Annotated in this window: 11 protein-coding genes; 8 read left to right on the top strand and 3 right to left on the bottom strand. The window is 47.2% G+C overall.

Going from position 1 to position 17,514, the window contains the following annotated elements:
- The first annotated feature begins 69 nt into the window (after window positions 1–69).
- The 3 genes from JGK20_RS10735 to JGK20_RS10725 all read left to right on the top strand — a co-directional run bounded on the left by JGK20_RS10735 (window position 70) and on the right by JGK20_RS10725 (window position 7,114).
- A complete protein-coding gene (locus JGK20_RS10735; protein WP_293183180.1) occupies window positions 70–1,257 on the top strand; it encodes a 30S ribosomal protein S1 in 1,188 nt (395 codons plus the stop codon).
- A 635-nt stretch (window positions 1,258–1,892) separates the two neighbouring features.
- The gene (locus JGK20_RS10730) at window positions 1,893–6,095 is read left to right on the top strand and encodes a chemotaxis protein CheB (protein ID WP_293205697.1); all 4,203 of its coding nucleotides are present in this window, start codon (window positions 1,893–1,895) and stop codon (window positions 6,093–6,095) included.
- A 275-nt stretch (window positions 6,096–6,370) separates the two neighbouring features.
- Window positions 6,371–7,114: an HAD family hydrolase gene (locus JGK20_RS10725; RefSeq protein WP_293183184.1), complete on the top strand. Its 744-nt coding sequence runs from the start codon at window positions 6,371–6,373 to the stop codon at window positions 7,112–7,114.
- A 130-nt stretch (window positions 7,115–7,244) separates the two neighbouring features.
- Here the strand turns inward: JGK20_RS10725 and JGK20_RS10720 are convergent, their stop codons facing one another.
- Window positions 7,245–7,736, bottom strand: a complete 492-nt coding sequence (locus JGK20_RS10720) for a GNAT family N-acetyltransferase (protein WP_293183186.1) — start codon at window positions 7,734–7,736, stop codon at window positions 7,245–7,247.
- A gap of 406 nt (window positions 7,737–8,142) precedes the next feature.
- Complete coding sequence (gene tsaD / locus JGK20_RS10715) at window positions 8,143–9,225, bottom strand: tRNA (adenosine(37)-N6)-threonylcarbamoyltransferase complex transferase subunit TsaD (RefSeq protein ID WP_293205699.1); 1,083 nt, start codon at window positions 9,223–9,225, stop codon at window positions 8,143–8,145.
- 342 nt (window positions 9,226–9,567) lie between these two features.
- On the opposite strand from tsaD, the gene JGK20_RS10710 reads away from it, so the two are divergent.
- The 4 genes from JGK20_RS10710 (at window position 9,568) to ilvN (ending at window position 12,379) form a co-directional block, all read left to right on the top strand.
- A complete protein-coding gene (locus JGK20_RS10710) occupies window positions 9,568–10,056 on the top strand; it encodes a Photosystem I reaction center subunit III (RefSeq protein ID WP_293183190.1) in 489 nt (162 codons plus the stop codon).
- 122 nt (window positions 10,057–10,178) lie between these two features.
- Window positions 10,179–10,307: a photosystem I reaction center subunit IX gene (gene psaJ, locus JGK20_RS10705; RefSeq protein ID WP_293183192.1), complete on the top strand. Its 129-nt coding sequence runs from the start codon at window positions 10,179–10,181 to the stop codon at window positions 10,305–10,307.
- Window positions 10,308–10,619: 312 nt separating this feature from the next.
- Entirely contained in the window at window positions 10,620–11,432 is an 813-nt protein-coding gene (locus JGK20_RS10700; RefSeq protein WP_293183194.1) for a carbon-nitrogen hydrolase family protein, read from the top strand.
- A gap of 428 nt (window positions 11,433–11,860) precedes the next feature.
- On the top strand, window positions 11,861–12,379 hold the full coding sequence (gene ilvN, locus JGK20_RS10695; protein ID WP_293128958.1) for an acetolactate synthase small subunit: 519 nt from the start codon (window positions 11,861–11,863) through the stop codon (window positions 12,377–12,379).
- 301 nt (window positions 12,380–12,680) lie between these two features.
- Here ilvN and JGK20_RS10690 read toward each other — a convergent pair whose 3' ends face one another.
- On the bottom strand, window positions 12,681–16,220 hold the full coding sequence (locus JGK20_RS10690) for a GGDEF domain-containing phosphodiesterase (RefSeq protein WP_293205701.1): 3,540 nt from the start codon (window positions 16,218–16,220) through the stop codon (window positions 12,681–12,683).
- 266 nt (window positions 16,221–16,486) lie between these two features.
- Between JGK20_RS10690 and JGK20_RS10685 the strand changes: the two genes are divergently transcribed.
- Window positions 16,487–17,494, top strand: a complete 1,008-nt coding sequence (locus tag JGK20_RS10685; protein ID WP_293183198.1) for a zinc-dependent alcohol dehydrogenase family protein — start codon at window positions 16,487–16,489, stop codon at window positions 17,492–17,494.
- Window positions 17,495–17,514: the final 20 nt, after the last annotated feature.

Here is a 17,514-nt window from a genome sequence, read left to right as displayed (position 1 = left end):
CAGCAAAATCTCTAGTATCTGCCTGCAAACGAAAAACATGAAGGAGAGAAATCCTAGGAAACTATTCGCATGGTCAATACCAAAACCACAGTCAAAGACATCGGCTTTACTCACGAAGATTTTGCGGCCTTACTTGATAAATATGACTATCACTTTAGCCCCGGCGATGTAGTAGCGGGTACAGTTTTTAGTATAGAACCGAGGGGCGCTCTGATTGATATCGGTGCTAAAACAGCAGCGTACATTCCCATTCAGGAAATGTCGATCAATCGAGTCGAAAGCCCTGAAGAGGTATTGCAATCAAACGAAACCAGAGAATTTTTCATCCTCACCGATGAAAATGAAGACGGACAATTAACCCTGTCCATTCGACGCATTGAGTATATGCGCGCCTGGGAAAGAGTGCGACAACTGCAAGCAGAAGACGCTACAGTTCGATCGCAAGTATTTGCCACTAACCGTGGCGGCGCACTGGTGAGAATAGAAGGGTTGCGAGGCTTCATTCCCGGTTCTCACATCAGCACCCGCAAACCGAAGGAAGAATTAGTCGCCGAAGAATTACCCTTGAAATTCTTAGAGGTAGACGAAGACCGCAACCGCCTAGTATTAAGTCATCGTCGCGCCTTAGTTGAGCGCAAGATGAACCGCCTCGAAGTCGGGGAAGTGGTCATCGGTACAGTACGCGGTATCAAGCCCTACGGTGCTTTTATCGACATCGGCGGCGTCAGCGGCTTGCTACACATCTCGGAAATTTCGCACGATCACATCGATACGCCTCATAGCGTGTTTAATGTCAACGACGAAGTGAAGGTGATGATCATTGACTTGGATGCCGAAAGAGGCCGGATTTCTCTCTCCACCAAACAGTTGGAACCGGAGCCTGGGGCGATGGTCAAAAATCGTGAATTGGTATACGAGAAAGCTGAGGAAATGGCTGCTAAGTTCCGTGAAAAAATGCTGGCCCAAAAGCAAGCTAAAGCTGGGATAGAAGTTCCTGCTGATTCAACTGATGCCGATGAACTCTCCGATGAAATACTCGAAGATGTGCCCTCAGCAATGGAAGAAGATTTGCCGGAAGAAACAACCGCAGCAGTCACGGAAGCTACACCCGAAGTAGTCACGGAAGCTACACCCGAACCAGTCACGGAAGCTACATCCGAACCAGTTACGGAAGCTACATCCGAACCAGTTACGGAAGCTACACCCGAAGCAACATTAGAGGTATCCTCAGAAATACCTCCGGTGACAGTCGAATAATATCGGCATCACCAAGAAATTGGGTTTGAAGCCCCGTCCTTCCAGGACGGCTTTGTGCCAGAATGTAGGTGGTTGAAATCCCCGCCGTATAGTGCAGCGATATATACTCATCAGAGTTGAAACCGGGACTGCTCAAGAAATAGGGAAAGACTGAAGGGCAATGGTTATAATCCAACCTGGAAGCAAAACAAAAGTATTGTTAGTTAAAACAAAACGATACATATAGTCGGGATAGGGCATTGCCACGACTCTAAACGGACATGGAGGAAGAGTAAGACAACCGGGCGTTGCATCATCCGATGAAGTGTCAAGAATCCCCGCTCGTTTACGACGGGGAGTATGTCAATGTTATTAATTAAGGAGGGTATACCCTCTTTTTTTTTAAGTAAATTTTTACAAAGAAAGAATATGAGTCAATCGATCTTCTGTTAACAAAGAGATTGAGAAAATTTGTAGGGGTAGTGGACGGTGCGTGCCTACCCTCCTCTCCTCATCCACTATTTTGTAGGTGTTTCAGGGATGGGGCGGGCACGGGGGCACCGCCCCTACAGGAATAGGGCGGGCACGGGGGCACCGCCCCTACAGAAAATTAAACAGCCCTGATTGACAAATACGGGGTTTTTCAGGAGATTTCTATGAGCACCTCCGAGACAAATATACCCGAATCGATCGCACCATCGGCGATCGACGAGGCAGAGCAAAACACAGTAGAAGCCCCGTTTCCCATCGTTGGGATTGTCGCCTCAGCCGGAGGGCTAGAAGCATTCACAGAGTTTCTGGGCCACTTACCTGCCGATACGGGCATGGCATTTGTGCTAATTCAGCACCTCGATCCCAATTACAAAAGCCTGTTAAGCGAAATCCTCGCCACAAAGACAGAAATGCCTGTTAGTCAGGTGGAAGACGGCACGACTGTAGAGCCAAATCAAGTATATATAATTCCGCCTAACACTAAGATGACTCTCGTGGAAGGGGTGCTGAAACTTACACCCCGCGAGAAAGTTTATGGAAAATATATGCCGGGAGATGCGTTTCTGGTGTCCTTGGCTGTCGATCGCGGACACAAGGCGATCGCCATAATATTATCCGGGGGAGACGGAGACGGTTCGCTGGGAATCAAGGCAATCAAAGCAGCCGGTGGCTTGACATTTGCTCAATGCGAAGCCTCGGCAAAATTCGATAGTATGCCGAATACCGCAGTTGCCACAGGTGATGTAGACTTCGTTCTGCCCCCTCAACAAATTGCTCAGGAATTGGCAAATCTCAGTGGCAATCCCTGGATTTCTTGCCCGATATCGACGATCGCGGTTGCAGTATCACCCGAACAAAGTGATGTCCGGGCAACTATTTTGGGACTGTTGCGATCGACCACAGGCGTTGATTTTACCCACTATAAAGTCGCTACGGTCGATCGACGCATCCAGCGACGGATGCTGTTATACAAGCTGGAACGATTGGCAGATTACGCCCAATATCTGCGAGACTATCCGGCTGAAGTCCATGCTCTGTATCAAGAAATCCTGATCCACGTCACCAGTTTTTTTCGCGATCCAGAAGCCTTTGAACAGTTAAAAGAGCTGGTTTTTCCCACGATTACCCAAAATAAATCGGCAGAAATTCCCATCCGGATTTGGGTGGCGGGATGTTCCACTGGAGAAGAAGTTTACTCGATCGCGATTTGTTTGTTAGAGTTTTTGAGCGATCGAGCTCCCCTACCACAGATCCAGATTTTTGCCACAGATATTAGCGAAGCGGCGATTAGCAAAGCAAGGTCTGGCTTCTACTTAGAAAACCAGATGATCGACGTTTCAGCAGAGCGCCGGGCTCGCTTCTTTCTGGTGGAAGGAGGAGGCTATAAAATCAACAAAACAGTCCGCGAGCTGTGTATATTTGCCAGACAAAACTTAGGCAGCGACCCGCCTTTTTCCAATCTCGATCTAATTAGCTGTCGCAATGTGCTGATTTACTTAGCAGAGCCGTTGCAAAAACGAGTGATTCCGATTTTTCATTACAGTCTTAACCCGACTGGCTTTCTCCTATTAGGCACTTCTGAGAGTATCGGAAAATTCTCATCCTTATTTGATTCAGTACACACAAAGTGCAAAATTTATGCTAAAAAATTGACTGAAAATAGTCCGATATTTTCGTTTTCGACGAGTTCTTATCCCGTCGCTAAAGTAGATGAATCTGAGCAAATGAATGAAAACGATCCAGATTCATTTGACTTACAGCGATACACAGACCAACTGATTTTGAATCGCTATGCCCCAGCAGGTGTGGTTGTCAACGAACAGATGAACATTCTGCAAGTGCGGGGAGACACCAATGCTTACTTGAGACTGACACCAGGGATTCCCAGCTTAAACTTGCTGACAATGGCAAGGAAAGGCTTGCTGATCGAGCTTCGCACTGCAATTTATCAGGCACTGATGCAGAACGTAATTGTCAGAAAAGAAGGGATCGGGGTGGAAACGGGCGATCGATCGAGTCTCGTCAATCTTGAGGTGATTCCGTTCCAGCCTGCGACAGTCGAATCACGCTACTTGTTGATTCTATTTGAAGAAGCTTTACCCACTGCGATTAACCTCAATAACGTCAATTCTGAGAGTTTGGAGCCTGGTGATTTAGAGGCTGAGATTGTGCGGCTGAGGCAGACGCTTGTCACCGCTAACGAAGAAAAACTTGCGGCTCAAGCGCATCTGCAAGCGGTAATTCATGAGCAGGAAAATCTCAACCAAGATATCAAAGTTGCCAACGAAGAAATCCTATCGAGCAACGAGGAGTTGCAAAGCACCAACGAGGAACTAGAAACTGCCAAAGAAGAGATTCAAGCTACCAACGAGGAACTGATCACCACTAATGAGGAACTTCGCAGTCGAAATATTGAACAACACCAGGTCAATAATGACTTAATAAATTTGCTTGGTAGTATCAATATCCCGATTTTAATCCTGACAAATGATTTACAGATTCGACGCTTTACGCCAATGGCAAAGCAACTTTTTAATCTGATTACTACAGATATTGGACGACCTTTTAGCGATATTCGTTCCTCTCTTGATGTTCCTAATTTGGAAGCAATGATTTTGGAGGTGATTGATACTCTCCAGACGAAAGAACAAGAAGTCCAAACTCTAGCGGGATATTGGTACAACCTCCGCATTCGTCCTTATCGCACGACGGAAAACCTGATTGACGGTGTGGTAATGGTTTGGATCGATATTGATGCTCTGAAACGTAGTGCCAAAACCTTAGAGTTGGCCCGAAATTATGCTGAAACGATCGTCGAAACTGTTCAAATACCTTTAGTCGTGCTGGATGCTAATTTACAAGTGAACACTGCCAATCGATGTTTCTATGAAACATTTCAGGTTTCATCCCCAGAAACAGCGGAATTTTCGCTGTTTGAATTGGGAAATGGGCAATGGAATATCCCGAAACTGCGATCGATCTTGGAAGATATTCTGGTGAGTGATGTTCAGCTTCAAAACTTTGAGTTAGATCACGTATTTGAGCAGATTGGGCAGAAAACTATGCTGCTGAATGCTTGTAAACTGCAACGCGAAGACCAAGGTTTAATGATTTTGTTGTCGATCGAGGATATCACCGATCGCAGACAGTTTGAGATAGAGCGATCGCAGCTATTGATGCAGGAGAAGTCAGCCCGTCAACAAGCAGAAACCAGCAACCGTGCTAAAGATGAATTTCTGGCAAATCTCTCCCACGAACTCCGTAACCCCCTAACTCCGATCCTGGGATGGGCAAAATTGCTGCGCTCTGGCAAGCTGAATGAAGCAACGGCTAGTCGCGCCCTAGAGGTGATTGAGCGGAGTGCGATCGCCCAAAATCAGTTAATTGAAGATATTCTGGATATTTCCCGGATTACGAGCGGTAAGCTTCATCTCGATATTAGTCCGATCGATCTGGTGGTGGTGGCGCAAAATGCGATCGACGGGGTTCAATTATCAGCGGATGCCAAAAACATCCAAATGGTTGCTCAGTTGAGTTCTGCGACGGTTTTAGGCGATGCTGACAGGTTGCAACAAGTCCTATGGAATCTGCTATCTAACTCGATTAAGTTTACCCCATCGGGTGGACGAGTGGAAATTGTCTTAGAGGCGATCGACAGTCATGCTCAAATTCGAGTCAGCGACACCGGAAAAGGCATTCTGGCAGAATTTTTGCCGTATATATTCGATCGTTTCCATCAAGGAGATTCCAGCACTACCAAGGCTAATCAAGGGCTAGGATTAGGTTTGTCGATCGTGCGTCATCTAGTAGAGTTGCATGGGGGAACAGTGCGGGCGGATAGTCCGGGTGAAGGACAAGGAACTACGATAATTTTGAGGTTGCCGCTAGTTTTAATAGCCCAAGAATCAATACAACCTAGTAATTTGCAGCCAACTGTATTTACACTACCCCTAAACACATTGAAAGATAGTAACCGCTGCCTTGAAGGCTTGCAAATCTTAAGCGTAGATGATGATGCCGATACCCGTGAGTTATTGAAATTTGTGCTAGAAGACTACGGCGCCGAGGTGCTGACGGTGGGATCTGCAAAAGAGGCGATCGCGGCTTTGAAGGAAAACCTTGACAAATATGACGTGCTGATATCTGATATTGGAATGCCAGAAGAAGATGGATATTCTTTGATGGAACAAGTGCGATCTCTTGATGCCGAAGCTGGTGGAAATATTCCAGCCATTGCGCTTACTGCTTATGCTAGCGATGGAGAACGGCAAAAGGCGATCGATGCAGGTTTCAACAAGCATATTGCTAAGCCTGTGAAGCCTGTTCAACTCGCATTAATCATTGCGGAGCTAGCGGGAATATCTTAAATAATCTTGGACATAAGAGTCGGCGGTTGAAACCGCGTCTATACAAACAAAACCCTTCTAGTGCGGGTTGAAGAATGCCGGTTAAAATTACCTTGTTTTCTTCAGTCCGCGGAGGCGGACATCGTTTGTGTAGACGCGGTTTCAACCGCCGTCTAATCTCAGACATCGTTGATATAGACGCGGTTGCAACCGTACGTCCGATCTAAAAACAATTGCCAAAAATAGCACAATATGAGACAATACAATAAAATACAAAAATTAAGGAGTTTTGATTCTTGGTAACTATTAAATGTCGAGGCATTAGCTTCTCTAATATTCAAGCCGTAATCTTTGACAAAGATGGTACTCTAGAGGATTCTCAAGAATTTTTGAGACATTTAGGGCTGAAACGATCGCGCCTCGTAGATGCTCAAATCCCAGGCGTTGGAGAGCCATTACAAATGGCTTTCGGCATCGAAGTTGGTAAAATCGACCCCACGGGCTTGCTAGCAGTCGGTAGCCGCCGGGAAAACGAAATTGTGGCGGCAGGATATATCGCGGAAACTGGCAGAGGATGGATAGAATCTTTAACTATTGCTCAACGCGCTTTTGATGAAGCCGACCAAATGTTAAAAAGTAGTCCACCTTCTCCTTTGTTTGTTGGCAGTTTGGAAGTATTAAAATCTCTGTCTGAAGCTGGCTTGAAACTAGGAATTCTTTCGGCTGCGACAACAAAAGCGGTAGAAAAACTTGTGAAAGCTCACCAATTAAGCGAATATATTCAGTTAGAAATGGGTGTAGATTCTGTACATCTGAATAAACCCGATCCGAAACTATTTTTGTTAGCTTGTGAAAGACTGGGAGTAAATCCCGCAGAAACTTTGATGGTGGGAGATTCGGCGGGTGATATTCAGATGGGGAAAGATGCTGGCGCGGCTGGCTGCATCGGGATTTGTTGGGGGAATGCCCAGGTTAGTCATTTGGAAAAGGCTGATGTGGCGATCGCATCTTTGGATGAAATTACAATTTTAGCAGATTGAGCAAACATTCAGATCAATGGAGACGGAGGAGACGGCAGTGCCGTGTCCCTACCGCGATCAATTGTAGGGAGACGGCACTGCCGTCTCCTCGCTTGTCACCTGACGGCGCAGCCGGAATTGATATCAGTCCCTACAAACAACGCAAACCCAAAATTATCACATCTCTTTCAACGCCATCAAGTTCGGCGACTTGCGGCATATATCCCCACTGCTGAAACCCAAATTTCTGGAACAACGTTAGACTCGGCTGATTGTGAGCAAAAATTATTGCCATCAGGGTTTTAAGTCTCAATTCTGGACTCCGCGCAATTGCCGATTGCAATAATTTTTGTCCAATTCCGCAGCTTTGGCGATCGGGCGCGACGTAGATGCTAATTTCTGCGGTATGCTGATAGGCGGCGCGTCCGTAGAAAAGCTGAAAACTCAGCCAGCCGACGATTTTTTTTTCTGATTCCATTACCCAAATCGGCAAAGAATAGGGCGAGTGTTCTCTGTACCATGCGAGGCGGCTTTCGACTGAGACTGGTTTTAAATCTGCTGTGGCCATTCTCCCCGGTATTGCTGCATTGTATATTTGGACAATTGCGGATAAATCGCTTTCTACTGCGTCGCGGATTTTCATGATTTAAGAAAGAGTTGACAGTTGACAGTTGAGAGTCGTAGGGTGTGTCGCCCTCAAACATTCCCAAACAAATATCGACAATCTTATGGCGACGCACTTGGTACAATTTATCTCTTGCAAAAATACAAAGCACTCCGCCCCAACCCTCCCCTTGAATCAGGGGAGGGGGTAAGATTATTCTTGTTTCCCCCCTTGATAAGGGGGGACTAAGGGGGGTAAATTTGACTTTTGCAAGAGTTCTAATTTATAAAAAATTTTGCTACCATAAATTTTCGAGTTTGTTGCATCAAATATGGTATAAGGTTCGTCGCTACAAGATTTGCGATCGACTTTTAGGCATTTTTGAGGGCGACACACCCTACAAATACTTCCTTTGTACAGACGCGGTTTCAACTGTACGTCGGATCTAAGCATCAACATTCAGATTGTACAGTTCCATGATATCGCTAACAGCCATCCGCGAATTGGCTCCCAATGTTAGCGGTGATGTGTGTCCTCGCTGAAAGTGTTCTGCCGCCGCACAGCCGATCATTGCTGCGTTGTCCGTGCAATATTTTAATGGGGGAAACAATACTCGCAAGTTGTGCTTAACTGCGGCTGCTTGTAAATGTTTTCGGAGTCCGCTGTTGGCTGCGACTCCGCCGCCGACTACTATGGTAGTGAGTCCGAAATTTAGCGCACAGTCGATCGACCTTTTGGTTAAACCCTTCGCTACTGTTTCTTGAAAACTCGCCGCAATATCATTAATTGTAGAGGCAGCCAAGACGCCTTCGCCACCGGCATTAATATCTAGTTTTTTGAGTTTCTGCACTAATTGCAAAACTGCTGTTTTCAACCCGCTAAAACTGCTGTCGTAGGGATGATATCCGCCACCAGGTAGGGAAATTCTGCCTTCAGGTAGGGGGTATGCTTGGGGATTTCCCAGGGCGGCCAATTTGTCCATCAGCGGCCCGCCGGGATATCCTAGCTGCAACAGTCTGGCGACTTTATCAAAAGCTTCGCCCGCCGCATCGTCGCGCGTTTGTCCGACTGTTTCGTAAACGCCGCAATCTTTAACATAAATTAAACTGGTGTGTCCCCCGGAAACTAACAAGCACAAAAACGGCGGCTGCAAGTCTGGTTCGATTAGGTAAGAAGCGTAGATGTGCCCTTCGAGGTGGTGGACGCCTAAAAAAGGTTTTTGGTGGACTATTGCCAAGCTTTTCGCCGCTGTCAGCCCGACTAACAATGCACCTACTAAACCGGGGGCACAAGTCGCTGCAATGCCGTCAATTTCTGACCAACTCAGGTTGGCTTCACTCAGACACTGGGCAATTACCTGATTTAGCATTTCTAGGTGACTCCGCGAAGCCACTTCCGGGACTACCCCACCGTACTGCTCGTGGATTTTAATTTGTGATGCTACAACATTGCTGCAAACTTGACGATTCTTAACAATTGCTGCTGCTGTTTCGTCACAACTTGTTTCGATCGCGAAAATGGTTGCCATTAACTGGTAATTTTATTTGATAGGTTAGCTATTGCTAGCTTAACGAATTCGGCGCAAGTCCCCCGGCTCGATCTGTTCTCAGGTTATTGCTTGCGGATATTTGCCAGCCGTTGGAGTGGGTCGGAGGCGATCGAATTATAATGCAAGCTGTGGAATATCCTAGCGGTATTACTAAGCTCTCGCACTGACCTATGAAACCCGAATCCCTCATTCTTTTGGGCTTTGCCGCCTCTATGATGGAGACTTTACACCCTCAGCAAGTGCGGTAATCTGGATTCGCGATCGGCAAGTTGAAATGCTTGTACAAAAACTTATTGTTTTGTAACAAAAGGAAACAATTTCATGCGACGATTGTTTGCTGCAATTTTAGTGGTTAGTCTGTGGATCAGTTTTGTTCCAGTTGCTTCGGCTTACAATTTAGTGCCGTGCAAGGACTCTCCCGAATTCAAGGAACTGGCTAAAAATGCACGTTCTACCAATGGCGATCCGGCATCTGCCAAGGCAAGATTCGAGATGTATTCTCAAGCTATGTGCGGCCCGGAAGGATACCCGCACTTAATCGTAGACGGCAGCTTGGACAAGGCTGGCGACTTTTTGATTCCTAGCGTGCTGTTCTTGTATATTGCTGGTTGGATTGGTTGGGTAGGCCGCGCTTATCTGCAAATTGCCAAAAAATCTGCAACTCCAGAGGAAAAAGAGATTATTATCGACGTTCCTGTGGCAATCTCCTGTATGCTGACTGGCTTTTTGTGGCCTCTGGCAGCACTCAAAGAAATCACCACTGGTGAAATGTTTGCCAAGGACGACGAAATTACTGTTTCCCCCCGCTAAAATAGGGAAATGGAGCCAAGGCTAATAGCTAACAGTTAATCGATTAACTGCAAGTTAGCAATTAGTGTCTTACCGAGCGATCGGCAATTACCAACTGTCTCGAATTTTCAGGAGCAGAATTCATGCAATATTTTCTCAAGTTTCTTTCAAGCGCACCAGTATTGGCAGCACTTTGGTTCTCTATTCAAGCTGCGGGTTTGATTGAATTTAACCGCTTTTTCCCTGACTTGCTTTTCCATCCGATGCCTTAAGATTTGACCGGAATTAGGTCTCAAAAATTAGGGCAAAAAAGTTGAGAGTTTTGAGTTTTGAGTGATGAGTTAAAGGTTAATTTAAAGCTCAAACATCAAAACTCTCAAACTCTATAGACTTTCTCAGTAACATGAAGTGGGCATAGGGCATGGGGCATAGGGCATGGGGCATGGGGCATAGGGTATGGGGCATGGGGCATGGGGCATGGGGCATAGCTACTAAGAACCAAGAACCAAGAACCAAGAACCAATAACAACTAACAACTAACAACTGACAACTGACAACTGACTAATGACTAATATTGTGAATCGATGAAGTCTTATCTCGCCGCAGCAATTCAAATGACTAGCTTGCCTGACCTGCAAAAAAATTTGGTGCAGGCAGAGGAATTAATCGACCTGGCAGTGCGTCGGGGTGCGGAGTTAGTTTCCTTACCAGAAAATTTCTCGTTTATGGGAGAAGAGGAGGAGAAGATTGCTCAAGCAGAGGCGATCGGACTCCAAAGCGAAAAATTCCTCAAAACCATGGCCCAGCGGTTCCAGGTGACGATTCTGGGCGGCGGATTTCCCGTGCCGACGGATGGGGGGAAGGTATACAATACTTGCTTGCTAGTAGACCCAAACGGTAGCGAAGTGGCAAGGTACAAAAAAGTACATTTGTTTGATGTGAATGTGCCAGACGGGATTACTTACAGGGAATCAAACACGGTGAAAGCTGGTGAAGATTTGCCGCCGGTTTATGTGTCGCCGGAGTTGGGGACGCTGGGACTTTCGGTGTGCTATGACGTGCGGTTCCCGGAAGTTTACAGGCATTTGTCGCACAAGGGTGCTGATGTTTTGTTCGTGCCGGCGGCGTTTACTGCTTACACTGGCAAGGATCATTGGAAGGTTTTGTTGCAAGCGAGGGCGATCGAGAATACTTGTTATACGATCGCCCCAGCGCAGACTGGACACCACTACGGCCGCCGTCAAACTCACGGTCACGCGATGATTGTAGACCCTTGGGGTGCGGTTTTGGCGGATGCCGGAGAGGAACCGGGTGTGGCGATCGCAGAGATTAATCCCGATCGATTAGAACAAGTCCGCCGCCAGATGCCGTCGCTGCAACACCGGGTTTTTATGTAAGTTATGGTGGCTTGGTACTTCGCAGTTTTGTCACCAATTGGTGTCAAAATTGCAGTTTTCGTCAGCCACCAGACTTGAAGAGTTTTTTCTGCCATCGAGTAATTGTGTACGTTCGTACACAAAAAACTTGGATCGGGTGCCGTCAGTACCGGGTTGGGGCGGGTTTAAGGTTGAGATCGAGCCGATCCCCCCCTAACCCCCCTTAAGAAGGGGGGGACAGGAGTGCTATCAAAGTCCCCCTTGTTAAGGGGGATTTAGGGGGATCGAGACTGCGGTAAAAGCGAAATTTATCAAGAGCTTTTTTCTCGGACATGAAGGGCCAATAACTCGGGATAAAATGTCTAAGGCAGGTTCAATGGGCGTGCACTTCTGCTAAAAGGCGAATGGGCGACAGTAGAATTGCACAAAATGCGTCTTTTTTTGGAGAAATGAAACACACTCTTTCGGTTTTAGTTGAAGATGAAGCGGGTGTCCTCACTCGAATTGCTGGTTTGTTTGCGCGTCGGGGTTTTAATATTGAAAGTCTAGCCGTCGGCCCGGCTGAGCAAGTGGGTGTGTCTCGGATTACGATGGTTGTACCGGGAGATGACCAGATTATCGAGCAGTTGACCAAGCAACTGTACAAGTTAATTAACGTGCTGAAAGTTCAGGATATAACGGAAATTCCCTGTGTGGAACGGGAGTTGATGTTGCTGAAAGTTAATGCGGCTAGCGGGACGCGATCGGAGATCATTGAGTTAGCTCAGATTTTTAGAGCGCGAGTGGTGGATATTGGTGATGATACGCTGACTTTGGAAGTTGTCGGAGATCCGGGTAAGATGGTGGCGATCGTCCAGGTTCTAAATAGATTTGGGATTAAGGAAATTGCTCGTACTGGAAAAATTGCTATGACTCGGGAGTCGGGCGTAAATACGGAGTTTCTCAAGTCTTTGGAAGCGAAAGTTTAAAGAAGAAGGAAGAAGGAAGAAGGAAGAAGGAAGAAGGAAGAAGGAAAAAGTCAACCCCCATGCCCCCCTGACAGGTGTAGGTTTTCCCCTGGCAAAACCCAGCAAATCTAGACAGTGCAAAGGTTTTGGGCTTTTGCCTCTTAAAATTTCAAACTCTTATGGGATAAGGCTTTTACCCAAAAACCTACACCCGTCAGATGCCCCCCCCAAGGGGGGAAATTCAGGAAGAAGGAAGAATGTTTTAACTTCTAATTCCCAATTCCCGATTCCCAATTCCCGATTCCCAATTCCCAATTCGCGATTACCATTTGGGTTGACTTTCGATCAAACCTGTGGCTGTGATGGTGTCTACAGGCTTTGAGAAAAAGTATCCCTGTCCGTATTCGCATTGCAGCGCTCTGAGCAAGTTAAGCTGTTCGATGGTTTCTATTCCTTCAGCGATCGCATCCATGCCTAAATGACTGGCTAAGATCAAAATAGTCTGTACAATAGCTTCGTTTCCTTCATCTTCAGTCATGCGGCTCACAAAAGCTCGATCGATCTTTAAGGCATCAGTGGGAAAAGTGTGCAGGCGGCTCAAAGAAGAATAGCCTGTGCCAAAATCGTCAATATATAATTCAATTTCTAAATTTTTCAATTGGGAGAGGATAGCGGCGGCTGATTCGGCATTGTCCACGATCACGCCTTCGGTAATTTCTAACTTTAAAGTGCGGGGGTCAAGGTGAGTTTCTTGTAAAATCTCACGAATGCGATCGATTAAATCCGGCTGTTTAAATTGTTCGTTAGAAAGGTTGACGCTGACTGTCAACGGCGGATTTGCGGGGAATTTTTCGTGCCACTCGTGGATCTGACAGCAAGCCGATCGCATCATCCACCAACCAATAGGTACAATCAATCTAGTTTCTTCTGCTACTAAAATAAACTCACCGGGAGCTACTAAACCGCGCTGGGGGTGATACCATCGCAGCAGCGCTTCAAAACCGCTGATTCTACCGCTAGTTAGAGAGACGATGGGCTGGTAGTAAAGCTGAAATTCCTGGGAGTCTAGAGCGCGCCGCAATTCGTTTTCCAGTTGCAAAAGGGCGACGGCGCGAGTGTGCATACTTAAGTCGAAAACTTCGTGGCGAGCTTTGCCCAATCCCTTTGCGTGATACATGGCAGCATCTGCATCTCGCAGCAGTTCTTCTGGTCGATCGTACAATATTCGGAATGGGACGGGAACAGGAGAGTCGGGAGATAGGCAAGACAAAGCAGTTTCCCGATCGACATGGACGAGATTTCCTGGACTAGAAAATTCGGAAAAATTGTTGGGATCCTGTGGCAAACCGGAACAAACAATGCCAATGCTAGCACTGCTAAAAACTTGATATTCGTTGAGGTAAAAAGGCTGTGCCAGTTCCGCTTGCACTCGTTCGGCAATGTGGATCGCATCATCGGTGTTTTTGATATTTTCCAGCAAAATAGCGAATTCGTCGCCGCCGAGACGGGCAACAGTATCTCCAGCCCGCAAACAGATTTCCAGGCGCTGGGCGATCGCGATCAGCAAGCGATCGCCCACTAAATGCCCCAAACTGTCATTAACCACCTTAAAGCGGTCTAGATCGATAAACAGCACCGCAAACAAAACCTCGGGACGGCGTTTTGAAAGCTCGATCGCGTGTCCCAAACGATCCATAAATAAAGCTCGGTTGGGCAAACCCGTCAGCGTATCGTGCAAAGCATCGTGTACTAACTTCTCTTCAGCTATTTTCCGCAGAGTGATATCTTCGACAGTACCTTCGTAGTAAAGCAAATTGCCACCAGCGTCGCGAACAGCCCGGCCGTTTTCGGAAACCCAGATAGTAGTTCCGTCAGCGCGGTAAACTTGGGACTCGAACTCAGACACAGAACCGTGTTTTTCGATCGCACCCAAGAACTCGACGCGGCGGTTGGGATCGAGGTAGAGTTGGTGCTCGATATCGTGGATGTTTGCGATCAGTTGGGTTGCCGACTCGTAGCCGTAAATTCTGGCTAAAGCCGGATTGGCACTGATATAGCGTCCGTCAGCACTCGTTTGAAAAATTCCCTCGATCGCGTTTTCAAAGATGCTGCGGTATTTTTCTTCGGCTTGTTGCAGCGCGAATTCTGCCTGCTTGCGATCGCTGATATCTGTCAGCGTGCCGAGATAGCCCAGAACTGCTCCATTGTTGTCAATTTCCGGCACTGCTTGCCAAAATACCCAGGTTGTGAGGTCGCCGTTGCAAAAGCGGTACTCTAACTTACAAGGCAATTTATCTTTGACAGCGCGATACCACTGGCTCAAAATGCGATCGCGGTCTTCGGGATGCAAACTTTGGGCCCAACCTTCGCCCAATGCCTTTGGCGCAGTCAGTCCCGCCATCTCCAAAAATCGCTCGTTGACATACAAACAATCTCCCGCAGCGTCGGCGCGGAAAATCCCGACTGGCAGTATTTTAGCTAAAGTGTAATAGCGGTATTCGCTTTCTAGCAGGGCGCTGGCAGCTACTTTAGTCTCTGTGATATCAAACATTGCGCCTTGAAGGATGACGGAGTTGCTGGCTCGATCGCGAACTGCGATCGCTCGATCGCGGAACCAGACAATTTTACCGTTGCGGGCGATCGCGCGGTATTCTGACACCAGCGGCCCGTCGCTAAAGATATCTTCTCCCTCGGTAAATTTCTGTGTAGCGTTTTCAACTAACACGCGATCGCGGTCTTCTGGGTGAACGAGTTTCAGCCACAGATCTGGGTCTGCCTTCCATTCAGCTACAGAATAACCCAGAAAAGTCTCAATTTGCGGGCTGATGTAAAGTTTGGCAGCGCTGCGGTTGAGGGGAGAAATGTAGGTGACAGCCGGCATTTGTTCTACAAGCGCGCAGTATTTCGCTTCTACGGTGCAGAGTGCTGCTTCTAGGCGCTGTCGCTCTAATTCGGCAGCCGCCCGTCCGGCAAAGATGCTAATAATTAGCTGAAATTTGGCAAGATGTGATTCTAGTAGGGGGCGATCGTGGAAAATACAAATAATGCCCAAAGGTTCGCCGTAGGAGTTTTTCAGCAAGATTCCCAGGAAGCTGCGCGAACCTGTAACGATCGGTCTGCGGTCTTCAGGAAAGGTTTCCATGAGGCGGTCTGGACAGGAGTACATTCCCTGCTCAAACACCAGCGCTTCGGGAGTATTGGCAGTGTTGCACTCAAAGTTTGGCTGTGGCTGTCCGTCGCTCCAAAAACTGATAACTTGTAATTTATCGGGAGTTAGATCGGCGCGTTCGATCGATTTAATCGATTTGGCAGCAATGGCGCTGCGAACTCCTAGTGCTGAGGCTAAGTGGGGAACTAAGGTATCAAAGAATTGTGTCCCCCCGGGCGAATTAGTACCTGCCAGGATGTCACCTAGCAAGTCTTCCTCTAATTGCGGGGAAGTGGTGGCTTTGGGAGGGTTGTCGTTAGGAGGGCTATCGGCATTTTGGTCGATCGAACCCTCGATGCTCAGACTAACGGTTTTGCTGGTGGAAGGCCCTACAAGAGGCGAAGAATTCACAGTTGGGCGTTGTTGCTGGGCTAAGAATAGATTGTAGCCAATACCTAACAGTTTACCCAAGAAGCTGTCAGCGATCGCCAACAGATTTGAGTTGGGGAAAATCAACAAGTTTTTCCTAATTTTCAATCTCGCAGATAAATCTGGCTGTAATTCTGCCAACTGCGGTTGCTCTTCGGCAGTTGGCAGACTGGGATGCCTTCGGTGCCACTTGAGATAAATCGCGATCGCGAAGACTAAAGTCGCCGATAATCCCAGAAGGTATGCAAGAATCTCAAAGTAAAAAAATAAATCTAGCTCGAACATCGATTAGCACCGCTCGACAATTATAGTAGTTAGCAGAAAGAATTGGTTTAAAGCCGGAATCCCGATCGGGAGAAATTAAAATCAGATTATTCATCACTCCAATCCTCGGACTTCGAGATAGAGGTAGCTGTCCCAAGTCAACTGTCAATTGTCAGTTGAATTAAAGGCAGTCTATATTATTAAAAATAACTAAGTATCGTCACGGATGAGTAACGAATACAAGGTAGGATTGGAGGTGAAGGCGAAAATAGAGTTAATACCCTGCTATGAAAGCGATCGTTTTTGAAACTCCCGGAAGCCCATCCGTATTGAAACTGCAAGATATCTCAGCCCCTACTATACAAACAGAAACTGAAGTTTTGGTGCGGTTGCGGGCGGCGGGGATCAATCCGATAGATACTAAGTTGCGATCGCGCGGCACATTTTACCCCGAGAAAACTCCTCACGTTTTGGGGTGCGACGGTGCTGGAGTGGTAGAAGCTATCGGTGCTGAGGTGCAGAGTGTCCAAGTCGGAGACGAGGTTTTTTTCTGCCACGGGGGTTTAGGCGGGTCGATCGGTACTTACGCTGAGTTTGCCGTTGTAGACGAACGTTTTCTCGCCATCAAGCCTGCTGCTTTAAGTTTTGTTGAGGCGGCGGCTGCACCCTTAGTTCTAATTACAGCATGGGAGTCGCTGTACGATCGAGGGCGCTTGCAAGCCGGTCAGAAAGTGCTCATTCTAGCAGGTGCAGGCGGTGTCGGCCACGTCGCGGTACAGTTGGCTTCGTTGCAGGGTGCTGAGGTTTGCACTACTGTTAGTTCCGAAGCAAAAGCCGAGTTTGTACGGCAGTTAGGTGCAGATTCAGTTATTTTATACAAAAATACGGATGTTGTCGATCGGGTTTTGGCTTGGACTGAGGGCCAAGGAGTTGATTTGGCTTTTGATACAGTCGGGGGAGAAACTTTTTACCAAACTATTCCGGCTGTGAAGATTTACGGAGATTTGGTAACAATTTTGGAACCAGATCCGGCTTTGGGCAATTTGAAAACAGCGAGAATGCGGAATCTGCGGATTAGTCTGGAGTTAATGTTAACTCCGATGCTGCAAAATTTGGTGGAGGAACAGCAACAGCAGGCAAAGATTTTGCAGCAGTGTGCTCGTTTGTGCGATCGTAATTTGCTCAAAATTCACGTCAGCCAAACTTTCCCGCTAGAACAAGCTCAAGCTGCGCACGAGTTGTTAGAAACAGGCTCAGTAACGGGTAAAATAGTGCTTGAAATTGCGGGCGATTGAGATTCCCGGCGAATCGAATT

Source organism: Microcoleus sp. PH2017_05_CCC_O_A (assembly GCF_020738785.1).
Classification (GTDB): Bacteria; Cyanobacteriota; Cyanobacteriia; order Cyanobacteriales; family Microcoleaceae; genus Microcoleus.
This window is presented reverse-complemented; position numbering and strand designations above follow the sequence as displayed.

What these genes read in the sequence shown, in the direction of transcription:
- JGK20_RS10735 (WP_293183180.1), top strand. Translation starts at nt 70, where the DNA reads ATGGTCAATACCAAAACCACAGTCAAAGACATCGGCTTTACTCACGAA.
- JGK20_RS10730 (WP_293205697.1), top strand. Translation starts at nt 1,893, where the DNA reads ATGAGCACCTCCGAGACAAATATACCCGAATCGATCGCACCATCGGCG.
- JGK20_RS10720 (WP_293183186.1), bottom strand. Translation starts at nt 7,736, where the DNA reads ATGAAAATCCGCGACGCAGTAGAAAGCGATTTATCCGCAATTGTCCAA.
- tsaD (WP_293205699.1), bottom strand. Translation starts at nt 9,225, where the DNA reads ATGGCAACCATTTTCGCGATCGAAACAAGTTGTGACGAAACAGCAGCA.
- JGK20_RS10710 (WP_293183190.1), top strand. Translation starts at nt 9,568, where the DNA reads ATGCGACGATTGTTTGCTGCAATTTTAGTGGTTAGTCTGTGGATCAGT.
- psaJ (WP_293183192.1), top strand. Translation starts at nt 10,179, where the DNA reads ATGCAATATTTTCTCAAGTTTCTTTCAAGCGCACCAGTATTGGCAGCA.
- JGK20_RS10700 (WP_293183194.1), top strand. Translation starts at nt 10,620, where the DNA reads ATGAAGTCTTATCTCGCCGCAGCAATTCAAATGACTAGCTTGCCTGAC.
- ilvN (WP_293128958.1), top strand. Translation starts at nt 11,861, where the DNA reads ATGAAACACACTCTTTCGGTTTTAGTTGAAGATGAAGCGGGTGTCCTC.
- JGK20_RS10690 (WP_293205701.1), bottom strand. Translation starts at nt 16,220, where the DNA reads ATGTTCGAGCTAGATTTATTTTTTTACTTTGAGATTCTTGCATACCTT.
- JGK20_RS10685 (WP_293183198.1), top strand. Translation starts at nt 16,487, where the DNA reads ATGAAAGCGATCGTTTTTGAAACTCCCGGAAGCCCATCCGTATTGAAA.